This window comes from Marinimicrobium sp. UBA4209, from assembly GCF_002381585.1.
In the GTDB taxonomy this organism is placed as follows: domain Bacteria; phylum Pseudomonadota; class Gammaproteobacteria; order Pseudomonadales; family Cellvibrionaceae; genus Marinimicrobium; species Marinimicrobium koreense.
In genome coordinates this window covers 337-14,702 of the sequence record NZ_DFTP01000107.1, presented here as the reverse complement: position 1 = coordinate 14,702, position 14,366 = coordinate 337, and the positions used below count along the sequence as shown (strand labels likewise).

Below are 14,366 nucleotides of genomic sequence, written 5' to 3'. Positions count from 1 at the left end.
GGATCCGCGGCCTGCTGCTGCAGTGCGTCCAGCCGGGCCTCCAGCGCTTCAATCCGCTCCGGCAACTGATCAAACTCCCGCTGCAGTTTATAGCTGAGCTTTTTGGGCTTGGTCGCCGGCGCAGCCGGGGCCGACGGCGCAGAGGGAGCCCCTTCGGCGGCTGGCTCAGACGGCGCGCTATCATCGGTCCAGCGTCCCCCCTGGCGCAACCAGTCGTCGTAGCCCCCCACGTACTCACGCACCCGGCCGCGCCCCTCAAAGGCGATGACACTGGTGACGATATTGTTGAGGAATGCCCGGTCGTGGCTGACCAGCAATACGGTGCCGTCGTAATCAGTCAGCAAGTCCTCAAGCAGCTCGAGCGTCTCGACATCCAGGTCATTAGTCGGCTCATCCATGACCAGAAGGTTGGCCGGCTTACTGAACAGCTTGGCCAGCAGGACCCGGTTGCGCTCGCCCCCGGACAGCGCACGCAAGGGGGTTCTCGCCCGCTCCCCGGTGAACAGAAAGTCGCCCAGATAGGAAATGATGTGCCGCGACTTGCCATTGAGCTCGATGAATTCGCGCCCCTCGGCAATATTGTCCACCGCGCTCTGATCGAGGTTAAGCTGTTCCCGCAACTGATCAAAATACGCCACTTGCAACTGGGTACCCAGGCGCACCCGTCCTTCCTGAGGTTCCAGCTCCCCGAGAATCAACTTCAGCAGCGTACTCTTGCCGGCGCCATTGGCACCGATCAGGCCAATACGGTCACCGCGCATGATGACGGAGGAAAAATCCGAGACAATCGCTTTCTCCGGGAAGCCATAGGACACCTTTTCCAGCTCCGCCACCAACTTGCCGGAACGCTCCCCGGAGCTGACCGAGAACGAGGCCTTGCCCTGTAGCTCCCGGCGCTCATTGCGGGTCTCCCGCATGGCTTTCAGAGCGCGAACCCGTCCTTCGTTGCGGGTGCGGCGCGCCTTGATTCCCTGACGGATCCAGACTTCCTCCTGGGCCAGTTTCTTGTCAAACAGCGCGTTGTGACGCGCCTCTTCCGCCAGAGCCTGCTCCCGGTACTCCAGGTACCGGTCGTAAGTCCCCGACCAGGTGCGCAAATGCCCCCGATCCAGCTCGGCAATGTCGGTGGCGAGTTTCTGCAGCAGGGACCGGTCGTGGGTAATGAACACCAGGGCGCCCGGGAATTGGAGCAGCTGCTGTTCGAGCCACTCAATGGCGGCAATGTCGAGGTGGTTGGTGGGCTCATCGAGCAGCAGTACATCGGGCCCGGACACCAACGCCTGAGCCAGGGCCACCCGGCGGCGCCAGCCGCCGGAGAGGTTGGCCATGGCCCAGTCGCCTTCGAGCCCCAGGCGGGTCAGGGTGGTATCCACCTTCTGCTGGAACTGCCAGCCGTCCTGCGCTTCGATCTGCTGTTGCAGGCGCGCCAATTCACTCATATCACTCTCGCCACCGGCGTGGGACAGGTGATGGAATTTCTGCAGCAACTCGCCCACATCCCCCAGCCCCTCGGCCACCAGGTCAAACACGGTTTTGTCATCGGCCTCGGGAAGATCCTGAGCCAACCGCGCCACCTTGACCTCGGGACCCACCTGCACGGTACCGCCATCCAGATCGACCTCACCGGCCAGCACTTTCATCAGGCTGGACTTGCCGGCCCCATTGCGGCCTATCAGGCAGAGTCGGCGACCTTTTTCAACCGACAGGTCAACGCCATCCAGCAGCACTTGCAGGCCATAACTGAGCTGGGCATTTTCTAAGCGAATCAATGACATGGGAACACTTTTTGATGTACTGCACAAAGGGAATAAAAATCCGGTTTTTATCGCGGAACGCCAGTAGCGCGGGCCCCGGGGGCCTGTTATGCTGAACTGACAAGCGCGAGACGGATGGGCATCATACAGCCTTCCTTCACGCCACAGAAGAATAATCCGGTCAATCCGCGAATTACCGGTTCATGCACGAGAGAATGAGGTAGCAACACCATGTGGTCGCTGCGTATTCGGTCCCACGTCTCCCTGTTCGCCGTTTTTGTCGGCCTGCTCCTGGCCCTACCCAGAGTACTCGCGGCCCCCTCGTCGCAAGACGTCGTCTGGCCGGATGCGACCACGACAAGCCCGGAGCGTCTGGCCCAGCGCCAGACATTTCTGGAAGCCCGGGATGCCCTGTCCCGGCGACAGATGACCCGTTACGAAACCCTGCTTGAGCAGTTGGAGGGGTACCCCCTCGCCCCCTACCTTACCTACCGGGAGCTGACCCGCAACCTGCAGAAAGCTTCCCCCGAGGCGGTCGGGGATTTTCTCGAGGCCGAATCGGGCTCCTATCTCGCCCATCAGCTCCAGCGCCAGTGGTTGCACAGCCTCGCCCGCCAGAAACGCTGGGATCAGTATCTCAGCGATTACCCCGGCGCCCTGGGGGACACCGAGCTGGCCTGCCACGCCCTCCACGCCCGCCTGACCCGGGGCGACAAGAGTGCCCTGGATGAGGTCGAACCCCTGTGGAATGTGGCGCGCTCGCAACCGGAGGCCTGTGACCCGGTATTCGACCGCTGGATGGCCGAAGGACGGCTGACACCGGCCATCACCTGGGAGCGCCATACCAAGGCCATCAAGGGACGCGCCTACGGCCTGGCCAACTACCTTGCCCGGCAGATGCCGGATAGCTGGCAAGGCAAAGCCAGACTCATGCGGGAGGTGAACCGCAACCCCAAGGCGCTCGCCCAGACCGCACGTTTTCGCGAGCAGTCCGAGGCCATGCAGGACATCATCAGCCACGGCATTCAACGTCTTGCGCGCCGCGACGCCCTTCAGGCTCTGGCGCTCTGGCGTGGTTACGATGCCCAGCAGCTGTTTTCCCACGCTGAGCGCCTGGCCACCCAGGAAACCATTGCCCAGCGCCTGATTTTCCAGGGCCACCGGGAGCAGGCCGATCAACTGTTGGCTACCGTCCCGGCACTGGGCAATACCGATCTGGTCGAATCATTGATTCGTGACGCCCTGGAGCAACTGGACTGGGAGCGCGCCTATACCTGGCTCAACCAGCTTCCCGCCGAAGCTCAGGACAGCGAGCGGTGGCGCTACTGGCGCGCCCGGATGATCGAGGAGCTGGCGCTGGAGAACACCGGCCCCGAGCCGAGAGATCTCTACGCCGCCGTGGCCGCCACCCGGAGCTTTTACGGGTTCCTCTCCGCCGACAAGCTGGGCTTCGAGTACCGCCTACTGGACCAGCCGGCGCCGGTCTCGGACGCCGTGCTGGCCGACATGGAACAGCACCCGGCGTTGCAGCGCGCCTATGAATGGTTGATGATCGGCGACACCGTTGCGGCCAGCCGCGAGTGGTATTACACCGTACCCGGGCTGGAGCACGAGCGGATCATGGCAGCCGGCAAACTGGCCCAGCGCTGGGGCTGGCACCGCAAAGGCATTCAGGCAATGATCAGTGCTCGTTTCTGGGACGACTTGCAGATGCGCTTTCCCCTCGCCTATCAGGAGCATGTCCAGGCCGCCGCCCGGGACACCGCCATCCACCCTCACCTGCTGTTCGCCATTGCCCGCCAGGAGAGCGCCTTCATGCCCCACGCCCGCTCACCGGCCGGCGCCATGGGGCTGATGCAGCTGATGCCCGCCACCGCTCAGCAGACCGCCCGGAGAGCGGGCGTGCCCTACCGGCGCGCCGATCTGCTCAGCCCGGAGAAAAACATCGCCCTGGGGAGCCGTTACCTGAATGAACTGCTGACCGAATTCGGCGGCAACCGGATTCTCGCCACGGCGGCCTACAACGCCGGCCCCTATCGGGTAAAGCAATGGTTGCGAGAGAAGACCCACAAGTTGCCCTACGACGTCTGGATTGAAACCATACCGTTTCGGGAAACCCGGGGCTATGTACAGAACGTGCTGTCTTACTCGGTGATTTACGGCTACCGGATGGGAGAGAAAAGTCCCTTCATTACGGCGGAGGAGGCAAGCGCGCCCTTCTGATCGGACGCGCGGCCGAAATCAGAGGTTCAGGTAGGCTTTCAGCCGGGCCTGAACCACACTGGCCAACTCGTCCGGCGCGAACTTTGACAGAAAGGCATCACAGCCTACCTTGGATACCATCGCCTGATTGAACCCGCCGCTGAGCGAGGTATGCATGACCACATGCAGGTCCCCGAAATCCGCCGACTGACGGATTTCCGCGGTCAGTCGATAACCGTCCATCTCGGGCATCTCCGCGTCGGTGATCAGCATGACCACCTCATCGGTAACCCGCTTGCCTTCGGCAACCCAAGCCTGCAGTTGCCGCAACGCTTTCAGGCCATCCTGCACCGCAATCAGCTCCAGCCCCAGCTCGCTGAGTGTCTCCCGGACCTGAGCGACGGCGGTTGCCGAGTCCTCGGCAAGCAGCACCTTCAGCCCTCGTGCCCTGGCTTCCCGGGCCAGCGTCTGATCCAGCGTCTGCTCGGAGACCGAGGTGTTCAGTTCCGCCACTTCGGCCAGAACCCGCTCGACGTCCAGAATCTCCACCAGCCGGCCGTCCACACGGGTGATTGAGGTCAGGAAGTGACCGCGTCCCGCCCCTTCCGGTGGCGGCAACACCTCCTCCCAGTTCAGGTTGACAATACGGTCTACCGGCCCGGTCATAAAGGCCTGTACCGAGCGGTTGTATTCCGTGACGATCAGGTTCTGCTCGGTGCCCGGCGGCAGAGCCCGGGCACCGATCGCGGCACTCAGATCCAGTACCGGAATTGTCTGTCCGCGCCACTGGGTCACCCCACACACCTGGGAGTGACTGTGAGGCACCCGGCGCAACCGGGGCATTTTGACCACTTCCTGGACCTTGAAGACATTGATTGCGAACAACTGGGCGCCCCCCAATCGGAACAACAGCAGCTCCAACCGGTTTTCGCCCACCAGGCGGGTTCGCTGATCCACGGTACTGAGCAGGTTTGCCATAGTGAAATCCCCGAAAGAAGGCGCGCTTGATTATTGTCTGATGAGCGTTGCAGCGGCGCCGGATATTGCCAGTCTAGCAGAAATGGCGCAATATTCATCAATTTGGCCTGACCCGTTCCCCCTCCCTCCGCTCCCGGCGATTGTGTACAAGGACCGGACCGGGCTAAACTGGCCCACTGGTTCGATTTAAGGATAACGCAGTAGCCCCCATGTCTGAGCTTCTACCGCTGCTGGCGCGGCAACCCATTTTCAACCGTTCCATGCAGGTCGTCGCCTACGAACTGCTGTGTCGCTCGGGCTCCGGGAACCTGGCCTCCTTCACCAATGGTGACTCCGCCAGCTCGCAGGTATTGCTGCACACTTTCACCGATCTCTCGCTGGAAAAAGTGGTCGGCAAACTCAAAGCCTATATCAATTTTACCCGGACCCTGTTGATCACGCCCCCGCCCTTCGACCGCCGCCAGATGGTGGTGGAAGTTCTCGAAGATCAGGTGGTCGATCAGGCACTGCTGACCGGCCTGACGCAGTTGCGCTCCGAGGGCTATACCATTGCCCTGGATGATTTTGTGCTCACCGAGCAGACCCGCCCTCTGCTGGAGTACGCCGATATCGTCAAGCTCGACGTACTGCAACTGTCGGAAACCGAACTGCTGGATCATATCGAACAGCTCAAACCCCTGGGCCTCACTTTACTGGCCGAAAAGGTCGAAACCTACGAAATGCTCGAGCGTTGCCGGGCCCTGGGGTTCGACCTGTTTCAGGGCTATTTCCTCGCGCGTCCGAAAATTCTCTCGGGTCACAAAATCTCGGAAAGCAAGCAGGCCGTTCTGCAACTGCTCGCCGCCCTGCACGATCCCGATGTATCCATTCTGCGCGTCGAGCAGCTGCTCTCCCAGGACCCGGTGCTGAGCTATAAACTGTTGCGCCTGGTCAACTCCGCCGCCTTTGCCCTGCCGCGAACCATCGAGTCCCTGCGCCAGGCCATCACCTTGCTCGGCCTGGACATCATCAAAAACTGGGTCAACCTGTTGGCCATGGCCAACCTAGGCAACAAACCCACCGAACTGAGTGTGGCGGCGCTGACCCGCGCCCGGATGTGCGAGACCCTCGCCAGTGCCATGCAAAGAGAGGCCCGTCAGGATGCGTTCTTCACCGTCGGCCTGCTGTCCACCCTGGATGCGTTCATGGACGTACCGCTCGATGTGCTGTTGGGCAACCTGTCCCTGAGCCCGGAACTGAGCGAGGCCCTGCTACGCCACCAGGGGCACGAGGGACGGATTCTGGATATCGTGGAGCATTATGAGCGGGGTGCCTGGGGGGCGATCGACTGGTCCTATCTGAGCAGCGTGGGCATCACGGCCAGCCAGCTCTCCCAAGCCTACCTGGAAGCCATTCAGTGGGTTTCCGACACCATGGATCAGATCGGGATAAAGCTCTGAGCCGACCGGAGGTCGCACTATCCTTCGAGTAATCCCGTTACCTCACCCGAGCTGAAGGGCCAGCCCAGTTCCGCTCCGGAATCGGACCGGGCGACCACTGGAATGCGCGTTCCGTAGCGAGCCATCAGGCTATCCGAGTCCGCTATATCCACCTCTTCCAACCGCCACCCGGTCTGTGTCAGTGCAGGCCAGAGTTCATCTTTGGCCTGTTCGCACAGATGACAGCCGAGGGTGGTGTACAGGATCAGAACCGGTTCCGACAATCAGGCCTCCCCGGACGTATCACCGACATCAGCCGAAGAACGCTGAGGCCGTTCGGCACCCACCGGGTCGGTGGTCAGCGTCTCCAGCATCTCCGCCATGAACCCGCGCAGGGACTGGGCTGGAGTCTCGGTTTGATCAGACGGCAGCATACGCTCGGCGACGTCCAGAAGCAGCGTTTCAGGACCCGCAGACACCCGGGATGCATCGGCCAGCGCTGCCTCCAGGCCCCGGAGAAACTGTCCCAAGGGCGCCAGTCGCTCCTGAAGCCCGGGCCCCTGCTCGGGCTTTCCGGTGCTCCGACCATAAGTTTCACTGACCTGCCGGATTGACGATTGACTCAGATTCAGGGAGAAGCTGGCCACTTGCTCGCGGTCGTAACCGAGCGCCATGGCCGATTCCAGCGCCCCATTCAGATCACCGGAGAAGAACTGTTCGGCCAGACGATCAACGCCACCCAGAAGGGATTCGATCGCGGAACGTTCATCGGCATTCAGATCGCCCTCCACGGACCAACTCAATGACCGGCTGGCCGCTGCGGAAAAGGAGGACCCATTGCCCGACCCACTGAGCGACACAGCGGCACTGCTGTTGGCCTGTATGGCAACGCGGTCCCCCTCGGCGGTCATCAGCTCGAAGCTGAACCGACTGGCGCGGGCCTGTTCATATCGATAGGCGAGCGGTCCCTCGGACCGGGAGGTATTGGCACCATCAGCGCGCTCATCCGACGGGGATTGACCCAGTTGGGATTGACCCAGTTGTTGGTCAACAATCCGCTGCCTGAGGTCTTCGACACCGGCCAACACCCGTTCGCGGGTATCATCGATATCGGCCTGGATTTCGGGGGTAAAGCTCGCCAGGGCTTCCAGTTGCTTCTGCGCCTCGGCAAAGCCCTTTTTGAAGCCCTCCAATCCGGCATCCAGGCGCGCCTGCAGTTGAGCTTCGGTGGCGCCTTCGGCCGCGTCTTTGAGGAGTCGACGTTCGATAAAACCAAGTATATTACCCGCGACTTTTTCGGCGCTCAGGGGCTCAAAGCGGTCGAACGCCTGAGCCGCCCCACCGCGCTTCGAGGCGAGCTTTTCGTAGCCCATGGCCAGGGTCTGCTCGATGGTCTGGAACGCTTTCTGCCGGCGCTCCTCCAGGCTGGAGGTCTCGGCACCCGGGGATCGCTCCGATGCCGTCGCTCCCTGAGAGGCAACCCCACCGTTGCGCCCGGACTGTCCGGGGAGAAGGTCCGCCGGGCGACCGGAGGCACTGTGTATTGAGGAAATGGGCATTGTGCACCTCCCGGGAGGCGAGTGAATTTACGATACGCTTTCCCGCGTATCGGCCGACGCCAGCAAACCTTTAGGTTATTTTTTGACCAACCACACGACAACCACCGCGGCCAGCAGCCCCAGCAGGACCAAGCCTCCGACCCAGCCCCGCTGGCGGGCGGTCCGTTCGGACCCAGCGGTCGACGCCGTCGGCTGAGGCTGAACCGTCTGAGGCTCCTTGGCCGCTTCCCGTCGGGTCGTCTCGTCCACTCTGGGTTTCTGCGCGCTCGCCTTTGCTGCGGGCGCCCTGGCCGGAGCAGTGCTGCGTACGGTGGTTTTCCCGAGATCATCGGAGGGGCCAATGACACCGAAGCTCAGGGTATCAAAGCGCAGCTCGTCACCCCGACGAACCCGCGCCTCGGTGACCCGCTCACCATTGAGGAAAGTGCCGTTGGAAGAGCCGAGATCCTTCACGTACAGCAGACCATCCAGAATCTGAAGCTGAGCGTGTCGGCGTGACAGGTGTGCGACCGCCAGATGAATATCACACTCGCTCGAACGCCCCACTACCGTCGTCTCGGCGAGCGGAAATACCCGAGAGCCGAGCGCCGCGCTATTGGGCTTGAGGCTCCACTCGGTAAGCGCCGGCGAGGCCTGGCCAACATCTTTTTTCGGGTCGATGATCTCCAGCTCCAGATCACCAAGGGTTATCCGATCGCCCTCCTGAAGCCTGCAGCGATCATCGATGAGTTTGTCATTGACCCGCAATGGCGTTTCCGGCGCTCGGTTTTTGAGAATGAGGCGGTCGGCGCGAACACCGATGACGAACTGCAGGCTGGCCACGCTGGCGTGGTCCAGGATCAGATCGTTGGTGGCTGAACGCCCCACTTTAACTCCCGGTTCTACCAGCCACACGGACTGGTGCTTATTATGTCGGGCTCGAAGTTTCAGCATAGTTATTATGAATTGCCTGTTAAGGGTTTCAGTGCCCGGCCATCACGGCAGGGTCAGAGTCAGAATGCCACCGCCCAGCGGGCCATCATTGGCCAGTTTAAGGCTGCCGCGGATGCCGTGAGCGCGATGCAGCTGGACAATCCGGGCCGCAAACAGCAGCCCCAGGTTGGTACTGCCACTGGAAAAAGAAACGCCCGCGTTCATCTCCAGTGGGGCATCCAGCATTGACTGGGGGTAACCCTGTCCATCATCGGCAATGCGGATGTCCAGCCCCCGGTCCGTCACCTCAGCGCTGATCAACAGTTGCGAGTGCGAGTACCGGGCACAATTTACCAGAATATTGTTGATCACGCCGCCAAGCAATTCGCTGTCAAAGTACCATTTGAGATCCGGATCACACTTTACTGTCACCTCCAGGTCCCGAGCCTGGAACAGCACATCGTTCCGGTCCACCTGGTCCTCCAGCAGGTCCACCACGTGGTGCTCGTCGACCTGAACCCGCAGCGATTCGTGCTGCATGCGATACAGGGTCAACAGCTGAACAAGCTCACTGTTGATTCGCGATGCTTCGTAGCCGAGCACAGAGAAGGTTTTCCGCTGTGCATCATTTTCCGGCGGGTTGTCCGCCAACATGGACTCCAGAGTATGCAGCAGCATACCCAGCGAGTTTTTCATGTCATGAACGCTGGAGGCCAGTACAAAGCTGAAATCCAGACCCTCATCTTGTTCGTCCATTGCTCTCCCCTCTTGGGTGTTCAGGGTTTGATTCACCAATGCCACGTCACACCCTCAACTACCGATTTTGACTTTGTTCTCGACTTGCCGATGCAGATCCTGAAGCTGCCGGAAGCGACGGAACTGCTCGTGGTTGGGCAGGATGGTGTCAGTCACAAACTGAAGAGTAACCGACACTTTGGCCAGGTCGCTCTCATGAGCACCTTCCCGATCGATTTTATCCAGCAACGCTTGAGCGAGGTTAAGCCGGACGCCGATATGTCGCGGAAACTTGCGCAACGCTTCATCGAAGCATTCAATTGAATCCCGATACTGTTGCTGCTCATAGAAACTGATGCCGCGCTGGTTGATTTCGGCCACCAGCTGCCGGTTTTTATGGCTGACCGGCTCTTCCAGCAGCCGGTCAATTTTTTCCAGATCACGCTCCTGACCGGCGTGCAGAGACGTCAACTCCTCCAGCAATTCGCTGGCCTCAGTGGCCCGATCCGTAGCGCGATAGGTCTTCGCCAGCTCAAGCGAAGCATCCAGACTCAGGACCAGACCCTCATCCGCCAGCAGCGACTGAGTCTGCTCGAGCAATTGCTCCGCCAGTTTTTTATCGCCCTGTCCCGCTGCGATCTGAGCTTCAATCAACAACGCTTCCGCTTTACGATCGATCTGTTTCCCAAACCGCTGCTCGTAATCGCTGAGGGTTTTCAGCGCATCCCGGGCGTATTGCTTGGCCAGCGTTTTGTCTTCGGCGAACAGGGTCGCCGTCGCGCGGGCAAAATCCAGATGAACATCGGCCCGGTCATACACCGAATTCTCGCCCAGTCGAACCGCTTTGCGGTAAGCCGTTGCCGCGGTAACCACATCGTGGTTTTCCATCGCCGTTTCGGCCAGGGTCTGCTGTCGTAAGATCGCGAGCGGAGAGACTTCAACGGCGTGTTCAAGTACTTTCTGAAGACGGTCACGGGCGCCCTGCTCGCGACATATTTGCGCCTGCAGGTCATAGGCCTTCATGAACAACGGGTGTTCCTGCACCGTTTCTTCCAACCATTGCTGCGCCCCCAGAAGATCGCCCCGCGCGCGCTTGACCTCCGCCATGCCGACCATCGCCCAGTCCAGTGAGCGGTGCTCGAGCGCTTCGCGATACAGCGCCTCGGCGGCATCAACATCTCCCATCTCGAGATACAGGTGACCGAGCATTTTCTGGCAGTGAGCCGCGAACCGGCCGTCGGAGGCCACTTCTTTGCGACACAGCTGAATGGCGACATCAAACTGCTTGCCATTGATGGCCCGATACACCGGTGTCAACTTGTCGCGCCGGGCCATCAGGCGATCGAGACGCCGCTGCAGGGATCGGGTGGTGATCGGTTTGGCCAGGTATTCGTCCGGCTCCGAGTCGTAGGCGGCCATCACCATACTGCGGCTGGACTCCGCCGAAATCAGGATAAATACCGCCGTGGGATCAAGAATTTTGTGATAGCGAAGATCTTCGAGTACCTGCTGCCCCGTTTTCCCTTTCCCCAGATTGTGGTCACACAGAATCAGGTCGTACATTTTGGCCTTGCACAGGCGCAGGGCTTCAGCGCCATTGCTGGCGGTATCAATCGAGTTTACGCCCATTTCCTGAAGCATTTTGCTGACGGTCATACGGAAGCTGTCAAAGTCGTCCACAATCAGTGCGTGCAGCTTTTTGTAGCCCGCATAGGCCATAGGGGAGTCTCCGGAACCGAGTCATACAGGGCATCAACGCCTGCCCACAGAATAGCGTATTTACGGAGGGGGTGACAGAAAATCGAGAAAATTCAGGAGTCTGCAGCAGCGCCGGTCATGTGGGCTGGCGCCGGCGGGACTCAAACAGTGAGTTGCCGCCCTGCGCTTTGGCGCTGTGCTTTGCCTCGGCCAGTAACTGAGCCACCTGGTGATGGGTTTTGCAATGTACGGGATCGGGAGTCACACAACCGATGGACAGTGTCAGGGGACCGAAGCGCTGACGCTGGCCAGTGCGATCGTGGCTCCAGTAGTCCCGCTGCTCCGGGGGCATGAGGTCGGCTGCGTCCTCGATGAACTGCGCCAGAATACGCTGGCAGCGAATGCGCCAATCATCACTGCGAAAGACCACGACAAAATCATCACCACCAACATGTCCGACAAAATCCAGAGCCTCGTGGGCGTGCTTGACCAGAAGCGTCCCCAGCATCAGGATCACATCGTCTCCCAACCCGTAACCGAAGGCATCGTTGAACGGTTTGAACTGGTTGATATCGCAATAGGCGACCGTAAAGGGTCGGGCATCGAGAAGTAGCTGGTCTATCCACTCGTACAGAGGCACGTTCCCCGGGAGCTGGGTCAGCGGGTTGCTGTGTCTCGCGAGCCGCATTTTTTCCTCGGTGATACAGCGCAACAGCCGTCCCACCCGAACGACGCCGGCATAGCGGCCCTCCTGTTCGACCAGCAGATCCACGCTCAGATTCTGCAGGGGGTCCTCCGTGACCATCTGGCCGGCCAGTTTCAGTTCGCAATCAACATCAACCCGGATGGTGCGCTTACAGATGAAGGTCGAGATCGGCTTGCCCGCGTGCAGTTCGTAGGAGTATCGATGCGAGAAGATGTTCAAAAGCTCGCTGCGGCTGACCATTCCCAAAGGCCTACCCTCATCCACGACCGGCAGGCAGGTCAGTTGCTGATCGGCCCGAAACCGTTCGACCACCGACAGGGTTGAAACCGTTGGCTCGACGGCCTCGGCGTACTGAACAATGTCACCGACCCGCTGGCGGAAGGTGAAGGTGTCGTGCAATCGCGGCCGAAAACCGACCAGCCCCTCCAGCCCCACCATCTGCCTGGGCGGGTGGCTGCAGGGCCTCAGCAGCAGGTATCCCTGCACATACTCGACCCCCAGTGCGGCGAGCGTGCGCAGCTCCTCTTCGCGCTCGATACCCTCGGCAATCACCCGGTTCCCGAGCCGGTGCGCAATATCCAGCATGGCGCGCACAAACTCCCGCTTGACCGGATCGGCATCGATATCGCTGATAAAATGTCGATCAATTTTGACGTAATCGGGATTGAGCTCACTCCAGACCCGCAGCCCCGCGTAGCCGGCGCCCAGATCATCCAGTGCCACCGCGAACCCCTGGTGGCGAAAGTGATCCGTGGCCGCCCGGAGCGAGACAAACTCATCCAGCGGCTGGCGTTCGGTCAATTCAAAGACCACCCGCTCGGGATCCAGGCCGACCCGGGTCAGAATCTCCCGGGTGACCCCTTCCCGGTAGTGCCGGTCGGTAAAGCTCAATGGCGACATATTAAGAAACAGCTTACCCGGCAGCGCCTGTGCCACAAAAGACTCGCAGGCCACTTCCCGACAGGCGTATTCCAGTGCGGCCAGTTGCTGACTGCACCGGGCCGCGTCAAACAACTGGGCCGGGCTGTGCAGGTCGCTGTCCTCGGGCCCCCGAATGAGCGCTTCGTAACCAACGATCCTGCCACCATCCAGTGCGATGATGGGCTGGAACAGTGGGGTCAGCTGCTTCCGGTCAATCAGGCGTTGCAACGCCTCCGAGGGGGCGGATACCGGGGAAAGCGGGCCATTGGCCAGACAGGACGAGAAATTGGCAGACATTTCTGCATGGTGAAACATCGATGTGACAATTCCGTGACAGGCGGGCTCTGCCAATTCGGGACCGCAATCGGTACAATTCGCGCCTGAACTCGCCCGATTCACCTGGAAATGCCGATGTCCGACAACCGCTCCGACCAGCTCTACGCCGATCCACTCGCCGAAGTCAGCCGTTTTGCCTTTGATCAGAAGGTCGTGGAGGTCTTTCCGGATATGATCAAGCGCTCGGTCCCGGGATACGCCACCATCATCAACATGATCGGTGACCTCGCCGAGCGCTACGCAACCTCGAACAGTCGCTGTTACGACCTCGGGTGCTCCCTGGGGGCCGCCACCCTGGCCATGCGGCACCGGATTCGCGCCAGTAACTGCGACATTGTGGCGGTGGACAATTCGCCCGCCATGATTGAACGATGCCGCCAGGTGCTCGCCGCCGACACCGCCGAACCTCCGGTAGAGCTGCTCTGTACCGACCTGCAGAGCACCCCGGTCAGCGGCGCCTCCATGGCGGTCCTGAACTTCACTCTGCAGTTCATCCCCCCGGCCGAGCGTCAGGCCGTGCTCGACCAGATCGCCGAGGGCCTGCAGCCCGGCGGCATTCTGATCCTGTCGGAAAAAGTGGCGTTCAAGGATCCGCTGCACAATGAGCTGATGATCGAGCTGCATCACAACTTCAAACGCGCCAACGGCTACAGCGATCTGGAAATCGCCCAGAAGCGCAGTGCGCTGGAAGAGGTCCTGATCCCGGAAACGCTCGAAACCCATCGCGACCGTCTCCGCCAGGCCGGGTTTACCAGCGTGGACGTCTGGTTCCAGTGTTTCAATTTCGCATCGATGATTGCTATCAAATGATTGAGTATTACCACACCCTCCTCGAGACGCTTCACCTCGACCCGGTCCTGTCTCGCTGGGCTGAACAACTGCCCGAGCAGATCCGTCGGGGACTGGACACCCGTCNCTACGGCGACCTTCCCGACTGGCTCAATGCGCTGGACCAGTTGCCCGATATTCATGCCGACTCGATCGAGCTGAACAACGAGGTTCGAATCGAGACCGATGACGCGCTTGATGCCGACACCCTCCAGCAATTGCGAAGCGCGCTGGAAGCGTTGATTCCCTGGCGCAAGGGGCCCTACCACCTCCACGGTATTCATCTGGATACCGAGTGGCGCTCGGACTGGAAGTGGGA

12 protein-coding genes are annotated in these 14,366 nt (G+C 60.8%); 4 read left to right on the top strand and 8 right to left on the bottom strand.

Going from position 1 to position 14,366, the window contains the following annotated elements; all coding sequences use genetic code 11:
- Window positions 1–1,775, bottom strand: a 1,775-nt coding sequence (locus tag B3187_RS15795) for an ATP-binding cassette domain-containing protein (protein ID WP_286807418.1), incomplete at its 3' end; no start/stop codon positions are given.
- Between the two features lie 210 nt (window positions 1,776–1,985).
- Between B3187_RS15795 and B3187_RS15790 the strand changes: the two genes are divergently transcribed.
- Window positions 1,986–3,977: a transglycosylase SLT domain-containing protein gene (locus B3187_RS15790; RefSeq protein ID WP_286807417.1), complete on the top strand. Its 1,992-nt coding sequence runs from the start codon at window positions 1,986–1,988 to the stop codon at window positions 3,975–3,977.
- A gap of 18 nt (window positions 3,978–3,995) precedes the next feature.
- On the opposite strand, the gene B3187_RS15785 is transcribed toward B3187_RS15790, so the two are convergent.
- Complete coding sequence (locus tag B3187_RS15785; protein ID WP_024460347.1) at window positions 3,996–4,934, bottom strand: chemotaxis protein; 939 nt, start codon at window positions 4,932–4,934, stop codon at window positions 3,996–3,998.
- 209 nt (window positions 4,935–5,143) lie between these two features.
- On the opposite strand from B3187_RS15785, the gene B3187_RS15780 reads away from it, so the two are divergent.
- The gene (locus tag B3187_RS15780; RefSeq protein WP_286807416.1) at window positions 5,144–6,373 is read left to right on the top strand and encodes an EAL and HDOD domain-containing protein; all 1,230 of its coding nucleotides are present in this window, start codon (window positions 5,144–5,146) and stop codon (window positions 6,371–6,373) included.
- A gap of 17 nt (window positions 6,374–6,390) precedes the next feature.
- Here B3187_RS15780 and B3187_RS15775 read toward each other — a convergent pair whose 3' ends face one another.
- From B3187_RS15775 to B3187_RS15750, 6 genes are all read right to left on the bottom strand, one after another.
- Entirely contained in the window at window positions 6,391–6,636 is a 246-nt protein-coding gene (locus B3187_RS15775; RefSeq protein WP_211331041.1) for a glutaredoxin family protein, read from the bottom strand.
- On the bottom strand, window positions 6,637–7,911 hold the full coding sequence (locus tag B3187_RS15770; RefSeq protein ID WP_286807414.1) for a DUF5610 domain-containing protein: 1,275 nt from the start codon (window positions 7,909–7,911) through the stop codon (window positions 6,637–6,639). It lies immediately after the preceding gene.
- 75 nt (window positions 7,912–7,986) lie between these two features.
- Complete coding sequence (locus B3187_RS15765; RefSeq protein WP_286807413.1) at window positions 7,987–8,778, bottom strand: FHA domain-containing protein; 792 nt, start codon at window positions 8,776–8,778, stop codon at window positions 7,987–7,989.
- A gap of 108 nt (window positions 8,779–8,886) precedes the next feature.
- Complete coding sequence (locus tag B3187_RS15760; protein ID WP_123637510.1) at window positions 8,887–9,579, bottom strand: sensor histidine kinase; 693 nt, start codon at window positions 9,577–9,579, stop codon at window positions 8,887–8,889.
- Between the two features lie 54 nt (window positions 9,580–9,633).
- A complete protein-coding gene (locus B3187_RS15755) occupies window positions 9,634–11,277 on the bottom strand; it encodes a tetratricopeptide repeat-containing response regulator (protein WP_286807412.1) in 1,644 nt (547 codons plus the stop codon).
- A 115-nt stretch (window positions 11,278–11,392) separates the two neighbouring features.
- Entirely contained in the window at window positions 11,393–13,198 is a 1,806-nt protein-coding gene (locus B3187_RS15750) for a bifunctional diguanylate cyclase/phosphodiesterase (RefSeq protein ID WP_286807410.1), read from the bottom strand.
- 96 nt (window positions 13,199–13,294) lie between these two features.
- On the opposite strand from B3187_RS15750, the gene cmoA reads away from it, so the two are divergent.
- Window positions 13,295–14,029 (top strand): carboxy-S-adenosyl-L-methionine synthase CmoA, encoded by a 735-nt coding sequence (gene cmoA, locus B3187_RS15745; protein ID WP_286807409.1) that lies wholly within the window; start codon window positions 13,295–13,297, stop codon window positions 14,027–14,029.
- Window positions 14,026–14,366, top strand: a 341-nt coding sequence (locus B3187_RS15740; protein ID WP_286807408.1) for a DUF1698 domain-containing protein, incomplete at its 3' end; no start/stop codon positions are given. The genes cmoA and B3187_RS15740, both read left to right, overlap by 4 nt.

Excerpts from the sequence above, each read along its gene's own strand:
- B3187_RS15790 (WP_286807417.1), top strand. The coding sequence starts at position 1,986 with ATGTGGTCGCTGCGTATTCGGTCCCACGTCTCCCTGTTCGCCGTTTTT.
- B3187_RS15785 (WP_024460347.1), bottom strand. The coding sequence starts at position 4,934 with ATGGCAAACCTGCTCAGTACCGTGGATCAGCGAACCCGCCTGGTGGGC.
- B3187_RS15780 (WP_286807416.1), top strand. The coding sequence starts at position 5,144 with ATGTCTGAGCTTCTACCGCTGCTGGCGCGGCAACCCATTTTCAACCGT.
- B3187_RS15770 (WP_286807414.1), bottom strand. The coding sequence starts at position 7,911 with ATGCCCATTTCCTCAATACACAGTGCCTCCGGTCGCCCGGCGGACCTT.
- B3187_RS15760 (WP_123637510.1), bottom strand. The coding sequence starts at position 9,579 with ATGGACGAACAAGATGAGGGTCTGGATTTCAGCTTTGTACTGGCCTCC.
- B3187_RS15755 (WP_286807412.1), bottom strand. The coding sequence starts at position 11,277 with ATGGCCTATGCGGGCTACAAAAAGCTGCACGCACTGATTGTGGACGAC.
- B3187_RS15750 (WP_286807410.1), bottom strand. The coding sequence starts at position 13,198 with ATGTTTCACCATGCAGAAATGTCTGCCAATTTCTCGTCCTGTCTGGCC.
- cmoA (WP_286807409.1), top strand. The coding sequence starts at position 13,295 with ATGTCCGACAACCGCTCCGACCAGCTCTACGCCGATCCACTCGCCGAA.